At 42.2% G+C, this 21,143-nt stretch carries 22 protein-coding genes and 1 pseudogene; 3 read left to right on the forward strand and 20 right to left on the reverse strand.

The annotated features are described in order from the left end of the window. Nucleotides 1-77: 77 nt before the first annotated feature. Nucleotides 78-251, forward strand: a complete 174-nt coding sequence (locus NST18_RS10285; RefSeq protein ID WP_164875839.1) for a hypothetical protein — start codon at nt 78-80, stop codon at nt 249-251. Nucleotides 252-287: 36 nt separating this feature from the next. Here NST18_RS10285 and dtd read toward each other — a convergent pair whose 3' ends face one another. The 7 genes and pseudogenes from dtd to NST18_RS10320 form a co-directional block, all read right to left on the reverse strand. After that, nucleotides 288-728 (reverse strand): D-aminoacyl-tRNA deacylase, encoded by a 441-nt coding sequence (gene dtd, locus NST18_RS10290; RefSeq protein WP_004889288.1) that lies wholly within the window; start codon nt 726-728, stop codon nt 288-290. Nucleotides 729-742: 14 nt separating this feature from the next. Further along, nucleotides 743-2,941, reverse strand: a complete 2,199-nt coding sequence (locus NST18_RS10295) for a RelA/SpoT family protein (RefSeq protein ID WP_004889286.1) — start codon at nt 2,939-2,941, stop codon at nt 743-745. Nucleotides 2,942-3,040: 99 nt separating this feature from the next. Further along, nucleotides 3,041-3,553, reverse strand: coding sequence for an adenine phosphoribosyltransferase (locus NST18_RS10300; RefSeq protein WP_004889284.1), 513 nt, complete (start codon nt 3,551-3,553; stop codon nt 3,041-3,043). After that, a complete protein-coding gene (gene recJ, locus NST18_RS10305) occupies nt 3,519-5,879 on the reverse strand; it encodes a single-stranded-DNA-specific exonuclease RecJ (protein ID WP_004889282.1) in 2,361 nt (786 codons plus the stop codon). Before recJ ends, NST18_RS10300 begins: the two co-directional genes overlap by 35 nt. Before the next feature lie 53 nt (nt 5,880-5,932). After that, a pseudogene (locus NST18_RS10310) lies at nt 5,933-6,214 on the reverse strand (cation transporter dimerization domain-containing protein); the annotation flags it as partial. Nucleotide 6,215: 1 nt separating this feature from the next. Further along, nucleotides 6,216-8,462, reverse strand: a complete 2,247-nt coding sequence (gene secDF / locus NST18_RS10315; RefSeq protein ID WP_004889278.1) for a protein translocase subunit SecDF — start codon at nt 8,460-8,462, stop codon at nt 6,216-6,218. Between the two features lie 95 nt (nt 8,463-8,557). Further along, nucleotides 8,558-8,836, reverse strand: coding sequence for a post-transcriptional regulator (locus NST18_RS10320; RefSeq protein ID WP_216366178.1), 279 nt, complete (start codon nt 8,834-8,836; stop codon nt 8,558-8,560). An 85-nt stretch (nt 8,837-8,921) separates the two neighbouring features. Here NST18_RS10320 and spoVB point away from each other — a divergent pair, with 85 nt between their 5' ends. Continuing rightward, nucleotides 8,922-10,445, forward strand: coding sequence for a stage V sporulation protein B (gene spoVB, locus NST18_RS10325; RefSeq protein WP_004889275.1), 1,524 nt, complete (start codon nt 8,922-8,924; stop codon nt 10,443-10,445). On the opposite strand, the gene NST18_RS10330 is transcribed toward spoVB, so the two are convergent. Beyond that, on the reverse strand, nt 10,446-11,087 hold the full coding sequence (locus NST18_RS10330) for a DUF421 domain-containing protein (RefSeq protein ID WP_004889274.1): 642 nt from the start codon (nt 11,085-11,087) through the stop codon (nt 10,446-10,448). Between the two features lie 91 nt (nt 11,088-11,178). Between NST18_RS10330 and NST18_RS10335 the strand changes: the two genes are divergently transcribed. Further along, nucleotides 11,179-11,553, forward strand: a complete 375-nt coding sequence (locus tag NST18_RS10335; protein ID WP_004889272.1) for a TIGR04086 family membrane protein — start codon at nt 11,179-11,181, stop codon at nt 11,551-11,553. A gap of 25 nt (nt 11,554-11,578) precedes the next feature. Here NST18_RS10335 and yajC read toward each other — a convergent pair whose 3' ends face one another. From yajC to nadA, 12 genes are all read right to left on the reverse strand, one after another. Then, the gene (gene yajC, locus NST18_RS10340) at nt 11,579-11,842 is read right to left on the reverse strand and encodes a preprotein translocase subunit YajC (protein ID WP_064220452.1); all 264 of its coding nucleotides are present in this window, start codon (nt 11,840-11,842) and stop codon (nt 11,579-11,581) included. A 14-nt stretch (nt 11,843-11,856) separates the two neighbouring features. Then, nucleotides 11,857-12,996, reverse strand: coding sequence for a tRNA guanosine(34) transglycosylase Tgt (gene tgt, locus NST18_RS10345; RefSeq protein ID WP_004889270.1), 1,140 nt, complete (start codon nt 12,994-12,996; stop codon nt 11,857-11,859). Between the two features lie 20 nt (nt 12,997-13,016). Further along, nucleotides 13,017-14,048 carry a tRNA preQ1(34) S-adenosylmethionine ribosyltransferase-isomerase QueA gene (queA, locus tag NST18_RS10350; RefSeq protein WP_004889269.1) on the reverse strand — a complete coding sequence of 344 codons (1,032 nt, stop codon included), beginning with the start codon at nt 14,046-14,048 and terminating at the stop codon, nt 13,017-13,019. Between the two features lie 34 nt (nt 14,049-14,082). Then, complete coding sequence (locus tag NST18_RS10355) at nt 14,083-14,289, reverse strand: DUF2905 domain-containing protein (protein WP_340721409.1); 207 nt, start codon at nt 14,287-14,289, stop codon at nt 14,083-14,085. Next, nucleotides 14,286-15,284 (reverse strand): Holliday junction branch migration DNA helicase RuvB, encoded by a 999-nt coding sequence (gene ruvB, locus NST18_RS10360; RefSeq protein WP_340721410.1) that lies wholly within the window; start codon nt 15,282-15,284, stop codon nt 14,286-14,288. The genes NST18_RS10355 and ruvB overlap by 4 nt, the downstream gene beginning before the upstream one ends. A gap of 13 nt (nt 15,285-15,297) precedes the next feature. Then, nucleotides 15,298-15,891, reverse strand: coding sequence for a Holliday junction branch migration protein RuvA (gene ruvA / locus NST18_RS10365; RefSeq protein WP_004889264.1), 594 nt, complete (start codon nt 15,889-15,891; stop codon nt 15,298-15,300). Between the two features lie 122 nt (nt 15,892-16,013). Beyond that, nucleotides 16,014-16,484, reverse strand: coding sequence for a BofC C-terminal domain-containing protein (locus NST18_RS10370; RefSeq protein ID WP_445290570.1), 471 nt, complete (start codon nt 16,482-16,484; stop codon nt 16,014-16,016). A gap of 49 nt (nt 16,485-16,533) precedes the next feature. Then, entirely contained in the window at nt 16,534-17,271 is a 738-nt protein-coding gene (locus tag NST18_RS10375; protein ID WP_004889261.1) for a YebC/PmpR family DNA-binding transcriptional regulator, read from the reverse strand. An 84-nt stretch (nt 17,272-17,355) separates the two neighbouring features. Continuing rightward, entirely contained in the window at nt 17,356-18,048 is a 693-nt protein-coding gene (locus NST18_RS10380) for a YhcN/YlaJ family sporulation lipoprotein (RefSeq protein WP_088223703.1), read from the reverse strand. 78 nt (nt 18,049-18,126) lie between these two features. Next, nucleotides 18,127-18,867, reverse strand: coding sequence for an NAD(+) synthase (nadE, locus tag NST18_RS10385; RefSeq protein WP_340720660.1), 741 nt, complete (start codon nt 18,865-18,867; stop codon nt 18,127-18,129). A 76-nt stretch (nt 18,868-18,943) separates the two neighbouring features. Then, nucleotides 18,944-19,900 (reverse strand): LysM peptidoglycan-binding domain-containing protein, encoded by a 957-nt coding sequence (safA, locus tag NST18_RS10390; protein WP_004889257.1) that lies wholly within the window; start codon nt 19,898-19,900, stop codon nt 18,944-18,946. Nucleotides 19,901-20,038: 138 nt separating this feature from the next. Continuing rightward, nucleotides 20,039-21,142 (reverse strand): quinolinate synthase NadA, encoded by a 1,104-nt coding sequence (gene nadA / locus NST18_RS10395; RefSeq protein ID WP_004889256.1) that lies wholly within the window; start codon nt 21,140-21,142, stop codon nt 20,039-20,041. Between the last annotated feature and the right edge of the window lies 1 nt (nt 21,143).

Consider the following 21,143-nt stretch of genomic DNA (forward strand, 5'->3'; position numbering starts at 1 on the left):
AAAAATCCTTCTTTGAATGAAAAGGTAGAAAAATTGGGAATAATACGAAAGACATTTGATGCGAAAGGAGATTGATCATGCGCCATAGTGAAAAAGGGGAATTTATTCATTCACAATCCCCACTTATGCACGTCGATTTTCATTCATTTATTCAAAAAGAAAATGATCTCACATCGTTTGAACTCGCTTCTGAATTCGGACTTTCTCTTCGTGACGTACAAAAAATAAAAAAACATTTAGCACGAGGATAAGAAAAAACCGGGCTCGTCCACATGCGAGCACGGTTTTTATTTGCTTTCAACGATGAGCGTCACAGGACCGACGTTCGTCAACGTTACATCCATCATCGCACCAAATACACCTGTTTCTACACGAATTCCTTTTTGACGCAATTGTTCATTAAACGCCTCATAAATGTGTTTCGCGTGTTCTGGTTTTGCTGCATCCATAAAGTTCGGTCTTCTTCCTTTGCGACAGTCTCCGTACAGCGTAAATTGCGAAATTGATAAAATCGCTCCACCAACATCTAAAAGGGATACGTTCATTTTTCCGTGTTCATCTTCAAATATGCGCAAATGAGCAATTTTATCGGCAACAAATGCTGCATCTTCCTCCGTATCATCATGCGTAATGCCAACTAGCAAAACAAGCCCAAAATCAATTTCTCCGACTACTTCACCAGCTACTGTGACTTTTGCATCTTTTGCGCGTTGAACAACAACTCTCATGGCGACAACCCTTTCTAATTCATGATCCGTCTAACTGAATAAATATCTGGAATTTGTTTAATGCGCTCCACCACTTTTTGCAAATGACTGACATTATGAATAAAAATCGTCATATGAATGGTCGCCATTTTATTTCGGTGATCTGTTCTTCCAGATACAGCCGAAATGTTCGTTTTCGTTTCATTGACCGCTTGCAATACTTCATTAAGCAGGCCACGCCGATCATATCCGGTAATTTCGATATCCACTGTATATTCCCGCTGACAGTTTGCACCGCTTTCCCATTGAACAGGGATAAGTCGCTCTTTCGCTTCTTCCACCAGCACGTTCGGGCAATCGGCACGATGAACAGAAACGCCACGTCCTTTTGTAATAAAACCGATAATTTCATCGCCAGGCACCGGATTACAACAACGTGACAAACGAATAAGTAAATTGTCTACTCCTTCCACGCATACACCAAAATCGCGTTTTTTCATTGGTGTGATGGTTTTCGCCTCTTGGAGCATGTCCGACAAGCGTTTCGCCTGTTCTTCTAAATCGCGTTGTTTTCGCCACTTTTCAGTTAAACGATGCGCGACTTGAGCAGCGGTAATGCCGTTATATCCAACAGCAGCATACATATCTTCTTCGTTAGCAAAATTAAATTTTTCCGCTACCCGTTTCATATTTTCAACAGTAAGCACTTCTTTGACATCAAAACCCATGTTGCGAATTTCTTTTTCGACAAGCTCTTTTCCTTTTTCAACGTTTTCTTCACGGCGTTGCTTTTTGAAAAATTGGCGAATTTTATTTTTCGCATGTGATGTTTGGGCGATTTTTAACCAATCTTGACTTGGACCATATGAATGATTGGACGTCAAAATCTCAACGATGTCTCCCGTTTGAAGAGGATGATCGAGCGGAACCATTTTTCCGTTCACTTTTGCTCCAATTGTTTTATTTCCGATTTCTGAGTGAATGCGATACGCAAAATCAATCGGCACCGAACCGGCTGGAAGCTCAATGACATCACCTTTTGGTGTGAAAACAAACACCATATCGGAAAATAAATCCATTTTCAACGTTTCGACAAACTCTTCTGCGTTGTTCGTTTCGTTTTGCCACTCAACAATTTCGCGAAACCATGCTAGTTTTTCTTCAAACGTATTCGGTCGAATCGTCTTTCCTTCTTTATACGCCCAATGGGCAGCAATTCCAAATTCCGCAATATGATGCATCTCAAACGTCCGAATTTGCACTTCAAGTGGTTCGCCTTTTGGTCCGACAACGGTCGTATGAAGCGATTGATACATATTTGGCTTCGGCATGGCAATATAATCTTTAAAACGCCCAGGCATCGGCTTCCAACATGTGTGAATGATCCCGAGTACCGCATAACAGTCTTTAATGCTTTCGACGATGATGCGCACAGCAAGCAAATCGTAAATTTCGTTAAATTGCTTATTTTGCAAAACCATTTTCCGATAAATGCTGTAAATATGTTTTGGACGTCCAGAAATTTCGGCCTGAATCCCGACTTCCTGTAACCGTGCACGCATTTCTTGGATGACTTCTTCTAAATATTGCTCACGTTCTGCCCGCTTTTTCTTCATCAAATTGACGATGCGATAATATTGTTGCGGATTTAAATAACGGAGCGCTGTATCTTCAAGCTCCCATTTAATTTTTGAAATTCCAAGCCGATGGGCAAGCGGAGCAAAAATTTCAAGCGTCTCATTCGCAATCCGGCGTTGTTTTTCGATCGGCAAATGTTTTAATGTGCGCATGTTGTGCAAACGGTCCGCCAACTTAATTAAAATGACTCGTATATCTTGCGCCATCGCTAAAAACATTTTGCGATGATTTTCTGCTTGTTGTTCTTCATGCGATTTATATTTAATTTTTCCGAGCTTCGTTACACCATCAACGAGCATCGCTACTTCTTTTCCAAATTCTCTTTCTAAATCTTCTTTCGTCACATGTGTATCTTCAACGACATCATGTAAAAATCCAGCCGCAATTGTCGCAGGGTCCATTTCTAAATCGACTAAAATCCCTGCCACTTGAATTGGATGAATAATATACGGCTCCCCAGACTTCCGATATTGCTCACGATGCGCTTCTTTCGCAAATTCATATGCCCGTTCAATAAACTGTACGTCGTCTTTCGACAAATAACGGCTCGCCTTTTCAATCACTTGTTCCGCCGTTAATACTTGTTCATTTGCCATGCAATCACCTTTTATTCGTATTTACAATATTATCTTGAAAATTTTTTCAAATGTAAAGAGCAATGATGCGAAAAAGAGGAGCGTTTTGCCCCTCCTTCATTAAAATTGCATTAGCGTCAAAATATCGTATCCTTTTAATTTTTCGCGACCTTCTAAATATGTTAATTCAATTAAAAATGCAATCCCAGCGACAATGCCGCCGAGCTGTTCAACGAGCTTAATCGTCGCTTCAATCGTGCCACCTGTCGCTAGCAAGTCGTCTGTAATAAGAACGCGCTGTCCTGGCTTAATCGCATCTTTATGCATCGTTAATACGTCCTTGCCGTATTCTAAACCGTATTCGACACGAATGACTTCGCGAGGTAATTTTCCTTCTTTACGGACAGGGACAAATCCAACGCCGAGCGCATAAGCAACTGGACAACCGATAATAAAACCACGCGCTTCTGGTCCAACAACGACATCAATTTTCTTTTCACGTGCGTAATTGACGATTTGATCTGTTGCGTACTTGTACACTTCCCCTTTATCCATAATTGTTGTAATATCTTTAAATTGAATTCCTGGTTTTGGGAAATCAGGAACAATCGTGACGTATTGTTTTAAATCCATTGACATTTTCCTCCTCATACAATGAATCAAACCAACGTTTCAGTTGGGAATAAGATGAGTATAAAAACATATGCTCGAGCTCTGCCTGCGCTTGTTTCAGTCGGTAAGAAGGCGATTCCGTTAAATCCCGTTTTTGGACATCGCAAACTAAAGAAACGATTCCGTTTTCAACAGTTATAAAACCAAGTTCTTTAAACACTTGAATCATAAACAAAATCGTTTCTTTTGTCCATCCGCGCGAGCGAGCTAAGTCATCAGCGTAACGTCGCACATCAAACGGACTACGCTTATGCAAAAATGAATATAACCACTTAAAATGTTCACGCGTTGGCAATACGCTAAAGAAGTGATTCTCCCTTTGATAGAATAACGCATAAATGCGTTCGGGTAAACTACAACTTAATAAAACTTTAACGATTTGCTGTGACGGAGGCAAATCAAGAAAAACAATATACTTTCCACTTACATCAATTATCGCTTCTTGTTCGTTCGACACATATACAATTTCATCTGCATATGCCGACAATTGCAATGCGTCTACTGTGTCGCGATGAAAAGCGATCAATAACCGCTTTTCTTTCGGTAGCGACGCCATGAACTTACTTGGATGACGAATATGACGCATATCAAACAATTGCCACTCATTCACTGCTATATCTTGAATCATTAACTGTGGCTTTCGAAAGTTGTTCCATTCGTTAATAGCAAGTTCTCCTACGACCGAAAGATGAACGTCCGGTGCAATTTCGTCACCGATGTTGCCAAAACCGAATCCGATCGCTTCTAACGTTTTTCCATCTTCCGTTAACAACAATTTTAAGTGGTTTTGATCCGTTCCAATTTTTCGCAACGTATCGAGTTGCACATGTTGGAAAAGGACACGTGGCTTCGGATTCCCCATTCCAAATGGTGCAAGCCGATTCATTTGTTCGATAAGTTCAAGCGAAACGTCTGGGATGGAGCAACATAAATCGATGTGAGTGATAGGAATGAAATGTTCGTCCGTTAATTGTTGCTCCGCTGCTTCGTTTAGGCGACGACGTAATTCATCTACATCATGAAAAGAAAGCGTCATTCCGGCCGCCATCGGATGCCCTCCAAAATGTGGCAAAATATCGCGACAGTTTGACAAGTTCGCAAATAAGTCAAATCCCTCAATACTTCGCGCTGATCCTTTGGCTATTCCTTTTTCTTGATCAATGCTTAACACGATCGTCGGACGGTAAAACTTTTCGACTAAACGAGATGCCACAATGCCAATAACACCGACATTCCATCCTTCTTTCGCCACAACTAATACACGATCATCTCTATAATGTTGCTCGACAAGTTGAATCGCTTCTTCGGTTATCTCGTTAACAAGTTGTTGACGTTCGCGGTTCATTGCATCAATTTGCTCCGCTAGCATGTCCGCTTCGTGTGCATCTGTCGTCAACAACAGCTGAACAGCTGGATCAGCGCAATCGAGACGTCCGGCGGCATTAACGCGCGGACCGATCATGAAAGCAATCGTATCTTCTGTCACAGCTGTATGTGATACGCCACATTGTTTACAAAGTGCCTGTAAACCGGGACGGTTCGTTTGACGAAATTGTTCAATGCCCAACCGAGCGAGTAAATGGTTTTCGTCTTGAAGCGGAACGAGATCGGCAATTGTCCCGATTGCAACAACGTCCAACCATTCATACGGCACGCGCCCGATAAGCGCATGAGCAAGCTTAAATGCTACGCCGACGCCAGCTAAATGTTTAAACGGATAATTCGGACTTATTTTCGGATGGATCGTTGCGTACGCTTCCGGTAGTACCGGACCAGGTTCATGATGATCGGTAATAATTAAATCGATCCCAAGCTGTTTCGCTACGTTGGCTTCATGTAAAGCAGAAATGCCTGTATCGACTGTAATGATAAGCGAAACACCTTGTTGTTTTGCTAGTCGAAACGCTTGTTCATTTGGTCCGTATCCTTCCGTAAAACGATTCGGAATGTAAAAAGACACATTCGCTCCTTTTTCTCGTAATGCGCTGACCATGACGACTGTACTGCTTACTCCATCGGCATCATAGTCACCGAAAATGAGAATATGTTCATCGTTTGTAATCGCTTTCTCTATTCGCTCAACCGCTTTTTCCATATCGTTTAATAAAAATGGTGAGTGAAATGATTGCTTTCGCTCAAAAAAAGAACGAGCGGCTTCAACGGTATGGTAGCCGCGGCTAACAAGCAATGAAGCAACGAGCGGAGTGATATGTAGCGCTTGCGCAATCATTTGCACTTGTTGCTCGTTTACTTGTTGAATATTCCAACGGGTTTTCGATGCTAACATGTCATTCACCCCTCAACCTTTTTATTATACAAAACAATAGGCTGAGGGGCAATTCATTGTTCATCGTACGGATTAATATGCACCATCACATTATGCACTTGCGGAAACGTCAGTAGCTTTTCTTTCACTCTTTTCCCGATCTCATGCGCTTCTAAAACTGTTAAATGTGGTGACACAGCAATTTTTAAAACGAGAAGCGAAACGAATAGCCCTGCAACGGGATCTGCATAAACGAGCCATGGTGCATATAATGTTTCACCTAACATCTCGGCAACAATACCAATGCATGCAGCAATCGATGAGAACACATCTGAACGATGCTCGTACGCATTGACGTTATACTTCTGGTTCTGCTTCTAGTTGGTCGCGTTTTTGTGTTCCTGTTTTCAATTGTTTTGCTTTCCAAACAACCCATAGTTGTGAAGCAATAAATAGCGAAGAGTAAACACCACAAACAAGCCCGACTAATAAAGCTAAATTGAAATTGCGAATCGAATCGCTTCCGAAAATCAACAGCGCAATAACGGTAAAAATAACAGTTAATACCGTATTAATGGAGCGAGTAAATGTTTGTTGCAATGCTTTGTTCACGATATCTTTTAAATCATCGACTGTTTTCACTTTTCGTTTTTTCATGATATGGCGAATACGGTCAAATGTAACGATCGTATCGTTAATCGAATAACCAATAATCGTTAACACCGCAGCAATAAACGTTAAATCGACTTCTAAACGAGTTAAACTGAAGAAAGCAACGACCAGAAAAGCGTCATGCAATAGCGCAATAATAGCGGCAAGCGCCATATACATTTCAAAGCGAACAGTTACATAAATAATAATGCCAACAGAAGCAATTAAAACGGCGATAAATGCATTGCGCGCTAATTCTTTTCCGACTGTCGGCGACACTACGCTTACGTTCGGTTCTACCCCGTATTTTTCTTTAAAATGCGATTTTAACTTTGAAATTTCTTTTTGATCAAGTACCCCGAGAAAACGAACGATCGCCATGTCGTTGTTATTTCCAGACAGCACGACATCTTTTGGCTCTAAATGTAATTCATTTAATTCGTCCTTCACTTCTTCAATTGTAAGCGGCTTTTTGCTCATTAAATCGACGCGCGTCCCACTTGAAAAGTCAATGCCTAAATTTAATTTTGCTGTCAACAGCAATACGACTCCAATAATAGTAAGTGCTCCTGAAATAGCGAAAAATAGTTTGCTTCGTTTTACAAAATCGAGCCGTTCAAACTTTGTCGGCACGTCTGTGTCATCTGTCACTTTCGCAATATCTAATATGTCTTTCGGATTGACGCCAAAATAGTGCGGTTTTTTATCGAATAGGCGGCTTTTCACAAGCAAGCCAAGCAATAAGCGCGTACCGTATATTGCAGTAATAAAGCTCGCTAAAATGCTGATGATGAGCATCGTCGCAAATCCTTTTACCGAGCTCGTCCCATATGCAAACAACACAACACCAGCGATGATCGTTGTAATGTTCGCATCTAAAATCGTTCCGAAAGAACCGCGATTTCCGATGCGATATGCTGACATAAGCGACTTTCCGAGCTTTAATTCATCTTTTATTCGCTCATATGTAATGATGTTAGCATCGACTGCCATGCCGACGCCGAGAATAAGAGCGGCAATCCCTGGCAATGTCAGTACACCGTTCATCCAGTCAAAAATGAGCAAAATGAGATAAATGTATATGCTTAGCGTGATTACTGCCACAATTCCTGGCAAGCGATAAAAAACAATCATAAATATGAAGATGAGCGCAACGCCAATAATTCCTGCTAAAATGGTTTCTTGTAGCGCTTGTTCACCGAACTGGGCACCGACCGATGTTGAATAAATTTCTTTTAACTCAACAGGGAGCGCTCCTGCGTTTAATAAATCAGCTAATTGTTTTGCTTCTTCAACAGTGAAATTTCCAACGATTGAAACATCTGTCTGGTTGAACACTTCGTTCACTTGTGCTGCCGAAATAAACTTCGGATGCTCTTTTCCTACTTCTTTTGCGTATGAGTCAACACCTTCTTCGAAATCGAGCCAAATGACAAGCACGTTGTTCGGTGCCATACTTAATACTTTTTGTGTCACTTCTTTAAACTTGTTGGCGTCTTTTAATTGAATTGCAACGCTTGGTTTCCCTTTATCGTCAAACGTTTGTTTCGCGCCCCCTTCAACGAGGTCGCTTCCGTCCATTAACACGTTATCATGCACGTCACGAAACGTTAATTTTGCTTCCGTCGATAAAATTTCACGGGCCTTATTTTGGTCTTTCACACCTGCTAATTGAACGCGAATACGATTGTTTCCTTCGACATCAATGCGCGGTTCGCTCACTCCGAGCACGTTAATGCGTTTATTTAACGCACTCACTGTGCTAAGCAATACATCTTTCGTAATTTTTTCTCCTTCTTTTGTCGGCTTCACTTCGTATAAAATTTCGAAACCACCTTGCAAGTCTAGGCCGAGCTTAATATTTTTCACAATTTTCTCTGCTGTTAATCCCATCATGCCGCCTAGTAAAACGACAAGAAGGAAAAAAGCAATGATGCGACTACGTTTTACCATATAAATCCTCCTCTATTCTGGCAGCTGCCAGAATTTTTACCAACAAAACAAATTATGAATGACAGTACACTTTCTGTCAATTTCCAAACGAACAATTAAAACAATTGTTCTAACTCGGAGAGCCCTTCTTCTGTAAACCAATGATCATGTTTTTGTTCCTTTTGAACGACATATGCCATGTAATCACTTGCACGCAATGATAAAATGTCGTTAACAAGTTCAAACAGCCGCTTTTCTTCTTTGTTTTTTTTCCATTTTTTCACCATCAAACAATTCCATACATCTTCAATCGTCGCTTGCTCATAACCGAGCAATTTTAGTTCATCTACTTTACTTTGTAGCGCTGGCATTAATTGTTTTCGATCCACATTCATCTCCCCCATTTTGTCATGCTTGGCCAACATGTGCATATATTTCATTGTATAAAAGATGACCTCATTTGAGAAGGTAGGGAGGAACATGTCAAAATTTTTGAAAGGAACGATCATTTTAATTGTTGCAGGATTGTTGACGCGCATACTCGGTTTTATTAATCGCATCGTCGTAGCTCGTCTCATTGGTGAAGAAGGCGTCGGTTTATATATGATGGCAGTTCCGACACTTGTATTAGCCATTACGATTACACAGTTCGGCCTCCCTGTCGCCATTTCTAAGCTCGTTGCGGAAGCAGAAGCTTTAGGTGACAAAAGAAAAGTAAAAAAAATATTAGTCGTGTCTTTATCCATTACAATTGTTTTAAGTATGATCTTTTTTCCAGCTCTACTTGCCATTGCGCCTGTTCTTTCTCAAACGTTATTTACAGATGCGCGCGTTTATTATCCGCTCGTTGCCATTGCACCAGTCGTCCCAATCGTCGCTGTATCTTCCGTTTTGCGTGGATATTTTCAAGGAAGACAGCAAATGAAACCATATGCGTATTCTCAATTGCTTGAACAAGCGGTCCGCATCACGCTTATCGCTGCTTTTACAACCGCTTTTTTGCCGTACGGCATCGAATATGCAGCAGCAGGGGCGATGGTTTCTTCGGTCGTTGGTGAGTTTGTATCGCTCGTTTATTTATTTATTACATTTAAACGAAAAAAGCCGATTCGCATTCGTTATCGCTTTTTCGCTTACGTAAAGGAAGGAAAGGATACGTTCGTTTCACTTATGCGCATTGCTGTACCTACGCTTGGGAGCCGAATGATTGGATCAATCGCCTGGTTTTTTGAACCGATCGTTGTAGCACAAAGTTTAGCGCTTGCTGGAATAACTACAGTCCATGCAACAAAACAATACGGAGAACTGACAGGATATGCGCTACCGCTTTTAATGCTTCCATCATTTATTACTTATGCACTCGCCACTTCGCTCGTTCCCGCCATTAGCGAAGCGGCTGCTCAAAAGCAACATCGCCTCATCGAGTATCGCTTACATCAAGCTGTGCGGCTATCCCTTTTAGCTGGAGGGCTATCGATTGTTGTGTTGTACGTATTGGCGGAAGAAATAATGCAATTGATGTATGGTGCGAATGGAGCTGCAATTTTTGTGAAAGTGATGGCTCCGTTTTTCATCTTTTATTACTTGCAAGGCCCACTGCAAGCTGTATTGCAGGCACTCGACTTAGCGAAAGAGGCAATGATCAATAGCTTCATCGGAGCAATAATAAAAACAGCGCTCATTTTTTGGCTTGCTTCCCAACCGTCGCTTGGCATTATGGGGGCAGCCCTAGCGATTACGGTCGGCATTATGATTGTGACATTGTTACACGCTGCTACGATCGTTAAAGCGATTTCACTTTCTTTGTATGTGAGACAATATGTCGCTCATTTGATTATCATCGTTTCCGTCGCAACAATTGGACATGTGCTCGTTCCGCTTTTGCCTTTTTCATTGCCTATCAAAACGATTGTCGCAATCATCATCATGACGGCCATATATATCGTTCTTGCGCGATTGTTTCGTTTAATTCAAAAAGATGAATTTCGTCAGCTATTCCGCTAATTATTCATTCTTTTCGTCAATATAAAATGTTCCGTTTTCATGTGTACAATACGAAATGTGATCGATTCGTTCATATCCGCGCTTCTTCAGTTGCTCGATTAACCAGTCGCACGTTTGATTGATAAGCGCCAAATGCTCCTCTTGAATGACACCGTCTTTAATAAGCGGCAACGCTAAAGACGGTGTTTTCTTTTTTTCTTTTGTAAATACGGACAGTTTGCCAGATGGCTCTAAAATCGCAAATTCAACATCGGCAATGTTTTTAATATTTTTTTCACGCAATTGAATAAGCAAATCATCAAAGTTGTATCGTTGTTTCCGCATCGCTTTTTCATCAATTTTTCCGTTGTTAATAATGACTGTCGGTGACCCGTCAACGAGACGGCGAAATGTTTCGCTTTTTAAAGAAAAAAAAGCAAATGCAATTTGAGCGATCGTCAATACAATCATCGGAACAAGCGTGTGGAAAATCGGATCTTTCGGCTGTTCAATCGCAATGACCGCCATTTCGCCGATCATAATAAAAACAACTAAATCTAAAATGCTTAACTCACCGATCTCCCGTTTGCCCATGAGCCGAAAAATAAATAAAATGACGACATACAACAATAACGTGCGTAAAATGATCGTTACATACTCCAATTTGACTCCCCCCGTTTATTCGTACGTTTTTTATTCTAAACAAATGGACAATGGAATATGTTTGTACTAAATGCAGGAAGGAGGGTTACGAATGATTCGTGCCATTTTTTATGGGGTTATAACAATTTTTATAAGCGCTATCATATGCAGCTTTATATTCGCTCTTTTGTTGAAGTTGACAAGTTATGATGAAACATCGTTACGGTGGGTCATGCACGTTCTCGCATTTTTATCGTTATTTTTTGGTGGATTGATAGCGGGGGGGAAAGGAAAGGTTCGCGGCTGGCTGCTTGGCGGGGCAACGGGTGTCATTTTTACAACCATCATTTTTTTATTCCAATTTCTTGGAATGAATCAAATGTTTTCGCCCGAACAATGGGGATACCATGCAGGATTTCTCATCACAGCCATCATTGGCGGAATGATCGGCGTCAACGTAGCGACATCTCGCTCACGAAGCGCATAAAAATAAGACAGGCAACAAACCTGTCTTATTTTTCATTGACGACTTCACGAATAGCCGCACGATCGTATGTAAGGCGCGAACCATCGCCCGCGCGAATAACGACCGTATTTTCATCAAGTGAATCGATGATGCCATGCAATCCGCCAATCGTAATGACTTTGTCTCCTTTTTGCAAATTTGCCTGCATTTGTTGAACAGCCTTTTGGCGTTTTTGTTGCGGGCGGATAAGCAAAAAGTAAAAAAGCGCAAAGAATAAAATAAGCGGTAATAAGCTTGCTAACGTCTCCATATTTTCACCCCTTTCTAAAAGTTTTTCGCGTTCGGCTTATTGAAACCGTATTGTTCAAAAAACTGTTCTCGGAAATCGCCAAGGCGATCTTCGCGAATCGCTTGTCGCACTTGCTCCATTAATTTTATCAAAAAGTACACATTATGGTAAGAGGTTAGGCGAATACCGAATGTCTCATCGCATTTAATTAAATGACGAATATACGCCCTTGTATAATTACGGCAAGTATAACAATCGCAATTCGGGTCAAGCGGTGTAAAATCGCGCGCATATTTGGCGTTTTTAATGACGACGCGACCTTCGCTTGTCATCACTGTCCCATTGCGACCAATGCGCGTCGGTAGTACGCAGTCAAACATATCGATACCGCGAATCGCCCCATCGATGAGAGAATCTGGCGAGCCAACTCCCATTAAATAACGCGGTTTATTCGCTGGTAATAGCGGCGTTGTAAACTCTAACACCCGATTCATTACTTCTTTCGGTTCACCAACGGACAAGCCGCCGACTGCATATCCTGGGAAATCGAGCGACACTAAATCTTGCGCGCTTTGTTTGCGCAAATCTCCAAACTCCCCGCCTTGCACAATGCCGAATAGTCCTTGCTCATTCGGACGCTGATGCGCTTTTAAGCATCGCTCCGCCCAACGGCTCGTTCGCTCAACTGACCGCTTCATATACTCATACGTAGCAGGATACGGTGGACATTCGTCAAACGCCATCATAATATCAGATCCAAGCGCATTTTGAATTTCCATCGCCTTTTCTGGTGATAAAAATAATTTATCACCGTTTAAATGATTTCGGAAATATACACCCTCTTCTTCAATGCGGCGAAACTCACTTAAACTAAATACTTGAAATCCACCAGAGTCCGTTAAAATACCGCGATCCCAATTCATAAAGGAATGGAGCCCGCCTGCTTCTTTGACGATCTCATGCCCCGGTCGAAGCCATAAATGATATGTGTTACTTAAAATGACGCCAGCTCCCATTTCTTTTAATTCCTCCGGAGAAAGCGTCTTGACCGTCGCAAGTGTACCGACAGGCATAAACATCGGCGTTTCAAACGAGCCGTGTGGCGTATGAAGAATACCGAGGCGCGCCCCCGTTTGTTTACATGTTTTAATGAGCTCGTATCGGATTGGTGTCACGTATAGTCCCCTTTCTCAACTTATATAATGAGCATTGCATCGCCAAAGCTAAAAAACCGATAACGCTCTCTTACTGCTTCTTCATAAGCGCGCAACACATGCTCTCGACCTGCTAGCGCACTAACGAGCATAATGAGCGTCGACTTTGGCAAATGGAAATTTGTAATCATGCCGTCAATTGCACGAAACGTATAACCCGGATAAATAAAAATGTCCGTCCAACCGCTTTCAGCGACAAACGTTCCATCGTGACGGGATGCAATCGTCTCAAGCGTACGTGTTGAAGTCGTCCCAACAGCGATAATACGTCCGCCTTGCGCTTTCACATCGTTCAGCAATTGCGCAGTTTGTTCTGACATTTGATAAAACTCTGCATGCATATCATGTTCTTCAATGTTTTCTACATTCACAGGACGAAACGTCCCTAATCCGACGTGCAACGTAATGAAGGCGAGATGTACCCCTTTTTTCCGTACATCTTCAAGAAGTTGCTCTGTAAAATGTAACCCTGCTGTCGGAGCCGCAGCTGATCCTGCTTCACGAGCATAAACCGTTTGATATCGTTCGCGGTCATGAAGTTGTGCTTTAATGTAAGGAGGAAGCGGCATTTCGCCAAGCGACTCAAGCACTTCAAGAAAAATACCATCATACGAAAACGAAAGAATGCGTCCACCATGTTCGAGCTCCGCGACACATTCCGCACGTAAACGACCGTCACCAAATGAGATGATCGTTCCAACTTTTACACGCTTCGCTGGCTTGACAAGCGTCTCCCATTGATCGCCATCGAGCTGTTTCAATAAAAGCACTTCGATATGCGCCCCTGTTTCTTCTTTTTCCCCATATAGTCGGGCTGGCAATACGCGCGTATCGTTTAAAACAAGACAATCGCCTTCTTTCAAATACGATAAAATAGAACGAAATGTTGGCTCATGTGTCACTTCGCCTGTTTTTTTATCGAGCACCATAAGGCGTGATGCTTCACGATTCGGAAGCGGGGTTTGTGCAATGAGTTCTTCTGGTAAATAAAAATCAAATAAGTCTACTTTCATGCGTACGTTCCTCTCCTTTGTTGCAATTACTACATTAACGAAAACGACCAATCACATAAAAAATAAGCGATAAAACGACACTTAAAATGATTGATGTCATAATCGGAAAATAAAATGTTGCATTTTCTTTTTTGATGACGATGTCTCCTGGTAATCGACCAAGTTTCACAAATTGCATCAAAAAACCGACGATGATAAGAACGACACCAATCAGCATGATTGTTTTTGGCAGGTTCATCATTGTGGCACCTCCAAACCGAAATAGTTGTATGCAAGCGGTGTAACGATTCGTCCACGCGGTGTTCGTTGTAAAAAACCGATTTGTAACAAATACGGTTCATATACGTCTTCAATCGTTTGTGCTTCTTCCCCAATCGTTGCGGCAATCGTTTCTAATCCGACAGGCCCACCGCGAAATTTTTCCATCATACTTTTTAATAGTTTATGGTCAAGATGATCTAATCCTAATCGATCGACTTGCAATTGTTCGAGCGCCTCATTCGCTAAAAGAAACGTGATCGTCCCATCACCGCGCACTTGGGCAAAATCGCGTACACGTCGCAACAGTCGGTTTGCGATGCGCGGTGTGCCCCGTGAACGACGAGCAATTTCAAACGCGGCTTCTTCCTCGATTTGTACTGCAAAAATGTGCGCTGTTCGCTTCACAATATGCGCAAGCTCCTCAGGGGTATAGTATTCTAAACGGCTTAATACACCAAAGCGGTCACGCAGCGGGGAAGAAAGCGCCCCAGATCTTGTTGTTGCCCCTACGAGCGTAAATGGTGGTAAATCGAGGCGGACAGAACGAGCAGCTGGTCCTTTACCGATGACAATATCTAAACAAAAGTCCTCCATTGCCGGATACAACACTTCTTCTACTGCTCGCGGCAGACGATGAATTTCATCAATAAAGAGCACATCACCAGGTTCAAGCGTCGTTAAAATCGCAGCTAAGTCCCCTGGCCGCTCAATCGCTGGTCCTGCTGTCGTTCGCAATTGAACACCCATTTCATTTGCGATAATCGCAGCAAGCGTTGTTTTTCCAAGCCCTGGTGGACCGTACAACAACACGTGATCAAGCGTCTCCCCGCGCATTTTCGCCGCTTCAATAAAAACCGTTAAGTTTTCTTTCACTTTTTGCTGTCCGATATATTCTCGCAGCTGTTTAGGGCGAAGACTATACTCAAGCGATGCATCGTCGTAGTCAGCTGCGCCTGAAATGAGACGCTCTTCCATCGTGCATCCTCCCTTACTTCAATAGTTTTTGTAAAGCAAGCTTAATATATCCTTCTGTCGATAGCTGCTCTTGTTTTAAAATTGGCATCACTTTTTGAATTTCTTTTTCCGCATAGCCGAGCGCCTTTAATGCTTCAAGCGCTTCGGAAAGCGCGTTTATTTCTTCAACTGGCTCTGTAAATAAATTCGGGAAAGCATCAGGTACAATGGCTTGCAGTTTTCCTTTTAAATCTAAAATCATTTGCCGCGCCGTCTTCTTCCCGACACCTGGAAACTTACATAAAAACTGATCGTTTTCTGCTTCAATCGCTTCAACAAGTTGCTCAAGCTGACCAGCTGCTAAAATGGCAAGCGCCCCCTTTGGTCCGATGCCCGATACTTGCAATAGTTTAGCAAATAACGTTCGCTCTTGGCGAGTATGAAAACCGTAGAGCGCAAGCACATCTTCACGCACGTACTGATATGTATATACAACAATTTGTTGCTGTTTGTTCATTTGAAATGAAAACGGATTGGGAGTAAAAATTTGATAGCCTACTCCGTTATTTTCGATGACAACATATTCCGGGCAAACGTAATCGACATATCCACGAATAAATTCAATCAACGCCGCGTCCTCCTTTTCTCACGCTCTTCATTTTAGCATAATATAAGAAAAGCGGAAAGCGCGAGCCGAAACGCATATGTTTGAACGTTGGACATAAAAAAAGCCCGCTCTCATTCGCGGACTTATTTTCCGAACGGCTCATACGCTTCGATGACCCGTTTATAATTCCTTTTTGAACGAACAGAAATGCCTTTTTTCAGCTTTTCACGTTCGTGACTTTCGAGTTTTTTCACATCAATTTGAAAAAACGATTGAATGACGCGAGATGATTCACCTGGCTTCCCTTCAAAAATCGAGAGTGTGCCATCTTCAGTAAGACCAAAATACCCTGCTTTCGTTAATGGAGATAAATCGTCAACATATCGTTGAAAAACAATTTGTTCATCATCCATGTCGATGAGATACCAATCTTTATATTCGTTCCATATATCTTTCATCGACGCCACCGTTTCTTCGCGTATTTCCTCGCTCACCTCTCCATCCATATATACCGTTTCTAAAATGACCGTCATCTGTACAGAGGATGAACTCTGTGCAAAAAATAAACTAAGCAACAGTGTCAGTACAATCTTCATCGTTCTCACCTCATTCATATGTTGACCATTTTCTCCAAAATTAAACGGTCTTGCCATCGCAAGACCGTTATTCTAACATCGATTCATCTAAATTATGGTAAATTTCTTGCACATCATCATCATCTTCAAGCATATCGATGAGTTTTAACATTTTCGTTAAATCGTCACCCGTTAACGTCGTATACGTTTGCGGAATCATCGTTATTTCGGCTGTCGCAAACGTAAATCCTTGGGCAGCTAACGTATTTTTTACTTGTTCGAACTGTTCTGGGGATGTATAAATTTCAAATGAATCTTCCGTTGTTTCCATTTCATCTGCCCCTGCTTCAATCGCTTGTAACAGCATCTCATCTTCATCGATATGTAAATTTTCACGTGCGATAACGATTAATCCTTTTCGATCAAATAAATACGAAACACATCCCGTTTCCCCTAAGTTTCCGCCATTTTTTGAAAATGCGACACGAACGTTAGAGGCTGTACGATTTTTATTATCTGTTAAGCAAATGACCATGACCGCTACGCCACCTGGTCCATATCCTTCATAACGAATTTCTTCGTAATGTGTATGTTCTTGATTTCCTGTTGCTTTTTTAATGGCACGTTCAATATTTTCGTTCGGCATGTTCGCCGATTTTGCCTTTTCAATCGCAAGGCGCAACGTAGCGTTTGTTGTTGGATCGCCACCGCCCATCTTTGCCGCTACATAAATTTCTTTTGCCAACTTCATAAATAGTTTTCCGCGTTTCGCATCTTGTGCATTTTTGCGCCGTTGAATATTTTTCCACTTAGAATGTCCTGCCATTCGGATCCCCTCTCATATGTGAAAAATGTCCATAAAAACTATAACAAAAATAGATGAAAAAGAACAGGGGTGAGCCCCTGTTCTTTAGCCGCGATTCATAAATGGCCGTTCGATCATATCGCCCATATCGTTAAATATATCGCGAATATCGCGCTCTAGTTGATCCATCGGACCACCATCGCGAATGTCATTATCTAGCGTACGAATGCGGTTATACATGCTTTCATTTGCCACAACACGAACGGTTTTGCCCGCAGTATATGGAGCGATCGCTTCACGAACGAGACGTTCGATGCGCGCTGTATTTTTTTCTGTCGTCGATACAGCAACAACAACTCGGTCACCTGAGACGACGGCACGTGCATCTTTTACGTTTTCTACGTTCGCTGCTCGTTTTGCAATTTTTTCAGCTAACGCTCCGTTATAATTACGGTAATACGACGGGCGCGTGCGTTCATCCATCGCATTTAAATGTCCATGATAGTTGCGATCGGTGCGACTAAAATTTCGATCCACTTGCGGTGTTCGTGTTCGATCCATGCCACGATCGAGCATTTCCGTAATCGGTCCATCATTGTCACGCACTTGACGAACGTTTCCATTTAAACGCTCTGTACCGTAACGACCGTATTGAAACCCATTCATGTCGTTTTCATTTGAGTAATATCCAATCGGACGTGTACGGTCAGTATAGCGGGTATCAAGCGCTTGATTATTACAAGCAACCAATCCGCTAAGCGCAATGACTGCCCCGAAAGCTACAATTCGTTTCCGCAAAGGAAAAACCCCCTTTTTGCTTTTGTAGACGATGCGTCTACATCATTAGCTTGACGCAAAAAAGGAGTTTTATCGCTGTTAAAATTTTGGCGGAGCGATCGCTAATTGCCGTTTATGATGTGAACGTTCATGAAGCCGTTCAATAATTTCGCGGTCGCGTTCTGGAATTGGCTCACCTTTTAAATATTTGTCAATCATGTCGTATGTTGTACCCATTTCGTTTTCGTCTGTCTGTCCTTCCCAAAGACCTGCGCTAGGGGCTTTCGTAATAATTTCTTCAGGTACACCGAGAATGCGAGCCATTTCACGCACTTCTCCTTTTGTGAAATGAACAAGTGGGACTAAATCAACGCCACCATCGCCGTATTTTGTAAAGTAGCCTGTATGCCACTCCGCTGCATTATCCGTCCCGACGACGAGGTAACCATAATTATTTGCGACCGCATACAACGTCGTCATACGCAGACGTGCACGTGTATTCGCATCACCAAGGCGCGCAGCTTGCCCGTTCCATTGCCCCTTTTCTTTTAGTTGTTTCTCAATTTCACCGAATAATACGCGATGTGTTTCTGTTAAGTCGATGACGTAATAATCAATACCGCAACTTTCTACAACTTTTAATGCATGTTCTTTATCTTTTGGGTTACTTTTACATGGCATAATGAGCCCTAACGAGTTGTTAGGAAATGCCCGCCTAATTAAATGGGCAACGACCGCAGAATCAATGCCGCCACTAATCCCGACAATCGCTCCGTTCATCCCTGCTTCCTGTACGCGTTCACGAAGCCATGCAATTAGTTTTTCAATTTTTTGTTCCATCTATGTACATCCCTTTCTTTTTTGCATCATCATGTTCATTTTATCACACAAAAAGCAGAAAGAAAAAGAGGCGACATTATTGCCCCTCTTCTTCTTCACGATAAGGAACAGAAAAATATGGATTCATTCCATACGGTTGCCCCTGCCACCCTTGTTGCCATCCGTACGGACCATATGGCATAGCTGGTTGTGGCATATACATTTGCTGTGGCATCATCGGCACGTTTTCACCATACATTTGTTGTGGATATGATGCTTGTTGCGGTTGTTGTGAATACTCCCCTGCACCTGTTGGCATCTGCGGCATCATCGGTTGCAACTGTTGAGAATATTCATCTGTTGGCATTTGTGGCATGTATGGTGTCGGTTTCGGTTCACCACATCCGCAATCATCGTTGTTTGCCATGTTTTGTGGATATATCCACGGCATCATTGGATACATTGGCGGAAACCACGGATAAAATCCATATCCCGGCATCATTGGCGAAATAGGAATGCACGGCATTGGTAATGGCATCGGAACAGGTTGTGGTTGCATTGGCTGCTGCGGCTGCTCTTCCTGCGGCTTCTCTTCCATCATTGGCGCTTGTGTTGGTGGAATTGGTGGAATGTCTGGAAACGGTGGCATTTGCACGTCATCGTCATGTTCCATCATATTTGGCATAATATTTGGTGGCTTCGGCGGCAGAAGCGGCATTTCTTGTTTCGGCTCCTCTTTCTTCACCGGTTCCTTTACAATAGGAACTTCTTTTGCAATTGGTTCAACATTGATCGGTTGTTGTAATGGTTGTTCCTTTTTATTTACATGAATATCTACATCGACAGAAACTCGTTGTTGCTGAACGTTTTGTGTTTCTTTTTTTGCTGGCTTGACTGGCGTTACTGGCGTCGGTACTTTAATTTTCATGCCCGGCATAATGTAGTCTGGATCACTTAAATGAGCGTTCATTTTTTTTAGCTCTTCAAAATCAACTCCGTATTTCTCTGCAATTTTCCAAAGGGTATCTCCTTTTTGGACGATATGAATTTTCACGTGTTTCCCCCTCCTATGTTCAGACGTGACACGTATGTCATGTTCAGCTTGTCGCTACTAGGCTTCAACATAACTTATGAACAGAAAGCTTTTTTTATGATAAAAATAAAAAAGACCGGCAAAAAAATGCCGATCCATTTATGCACGTGCTAACATGCGTTCAAGCGCCAAAATGGCCCCGTCTGCTACATCTTTTGGCACAGTAATGCGATTGACGACTTTTCCTTCAAGCAATGATTCAAGCGCCCAAAGTAAATGCGGTAAATCAATGCGATTCATCGTTAAACATGGACACATATACGGATTTAATGACACAATTTCTTTATCTGGATGTTGCTTGATGATGCGATTTACTAAGTTCATTTCAGTTCCGATCGCCCATTTGCTCCCTGACGGCGCGTTTGCAATCGTTTCAATGATATATTTTGTTGAACCTGCATCATCTGCCTGTTGCACAACTTCCCAACTGCATTCAGGATGGACGATAATTTTCATATCTGGCTTCGTTTTTCGAATATGTTCGATATGCTTCACCGTAAAGTTTTCATGAACGGAGCAATGACCTTTCCATAAAATCACTTTGATTTGCTCCATATCACCATCATATTCAAGTGTATTTGTTGTTGGATCCCATACGGCCATTTGTTCAAGTGGGACGCCGAGGTCGTAAGCTGTATTTCTTCCTAAATGTTGATCAGGTAAAAAGAAAATACGTTCTTTTTGCGTAAACGCCCATGCGACCATTTTTTTTGCGTTTGATGATGTGACTGTTGCGCCGCCGTGTAAACCGACGAACGCTTTAATGGCAGCAGTAGAGTTGACGTACGTTAACGGTAAAATCGTGTCGCCAAACCGTTGTTGCAATAGCGGCCAAGCCCGTTCGACTTGTTCAATTTCTGCCATATCGGCCATCGAACAGCCTGCACGCATATCTGGCAAAATGACGATTTGTTCATCGCTCGTTAAAATATCGGCCGTCTCCGCCATAAAATGCACACCACAAAATACGATATATTCAGCATCTTTATTTTTCGCTGCAACTTGTGCTAATTGTAATGAATCACCGGTCGCATCGGCAAATTGAATCACTTCATCTTTTTGATAATGATGTCCTGGAATAAATAATCGTGTACCGAGCTGTTGCTTTACGTCAGCTACTCGCTTTTCCATCTCTTCGACAGACAACTGTTTATATTGTTCTGGCATCGCATCATGTTGTTGCATTAATTGTAATACGTTCATC

This window comes from Anoxybacillus sp. FSL W8-0104, assembly GCF_038004465.1.
GTDB classification, from domain to species: Bacteria; Bacillota; Bacilli; order Bacillales; family Anoxybacillaceae; genus Anoxybacillus; species Anoxybacillus flavithermus_G.

Excerpts from the sequence above, each read along its gene's own strand:
- recJ (WP_004889282.1), bottom strand. The coding sequence starts at position 5,879 with ATGTTAGCATCGAAAACCCGTTGGAATATTCAACAAGTAAACGAGCAA.
- NST18_RS10375 (WP_004889261.1), bottom strand. The coding sequence starts at position 17,271 with ATGGCAGGACATTCTAAGTGGAAAAATATTCAACGGCGCAAAAATGCA.
- NST18_RS10295 (WP_004889286.1), bottom strand. The coding sequence starts at position 2,941 with ATGGCAAATGAACAAGTATTAACGGCGGAACAAGTGATTGAAAAGGCG.
- NST18_RS10355 (WP_340721409.1), bottom strand. The coding sequence starts at position 14,289 with ATGATGAACCTGCCAAAAACAATCATGCTGATTGGTGTCGTTCTTATC.
- NST18_RS10370 (WP_445290570.1), bottom strand. The coding sequence starts at position 16,484 with ATGAATGAGGTGAGAACGATGAAGATTGTACTGACACTGTTGCTTAGT.
- NST18_RS10300 (WP_004889284.1), bottom strand. The coding sequence starts at position 3,553 with ATGGATTTAAAACAATACGTCACGATTGTTCCTGATTTCCCAAAACCA.
- nadE (WP_340720660.1), bottom strand. The coding sequence starts at position 18,867 with ATGGAACAAAAAATTGAAAAACTAATTGCATGGCTTCGTGAACGCGTA.
- ruvB (WP_340721410.1), bottom strand. The coding sequence starts at position 15,284 with ATGGAAGAGCGTCTCATTTCAGGCGCAGCTGACTACGACGATGCATCG.
- yajC (WP_064220452.1), bottom strand. The coding sequence starts at position 11,842 with ATGGAGACGTTAGCAAGCTTATTACCGCTTATTTTATTCTTTGCGCTT.
- secDF (WP_004889278.1), bottom strand. The coding sequence starts at position 8,462 with ATGGTAAAACGTAGTCGCATCATTGCTTTTTTCCTTCTTGTCGTTTTA.
- dtd (WP_004889288.1), bottom strand. The coding sequence starts at position 728 with ATGAGAGTTGTTGTTCAACGCGCAAAAGATGCAAAAGTCACAGTAGCT.
- queA (WP_004889269.1), bottom strand. The coding sequence starts at position 14,048 with ATGAAAGTAGACTTATTTGATTTTTATTTACCAGAAGAACTCATTGCA.
- nadA (WP_004889256.1), bottom strand. The coding sequence starts at position 21,142 with ATGAACGTATTACAATTAATGCAACAACATGATGCGATGCCAGAACAA.
- NST18_RS10285 (WP_164875839.1), top strand. The coding sequence starts at position 78 with ATGCGCCATAGTGAAAAAGGGGAATTTATTCATTCACAATCCCCACTT.
- spoVB (WP_004889275.1), top strand. The coding sequence starts at position 8,922 with ATGTCAAAATTTTTGAAAGGAACGATCATTTTAATTGTTGCAGGATTG.
- NST18_RS10335 (WP_004889272.1), top strand. The coding sequence starts at position 11,179 with ATGATTCGTGCCATTTTTTATGGGGTTATAACAATTTTTATAAGCGCT.
- NST18_RS10320 (WP_216366178.1), bottom strand. The coding sequence starts at position 8,836 with ATGAATGTGGATCGAAAACAATTAATGCCAGCGCTACAAAGTAAAGTA.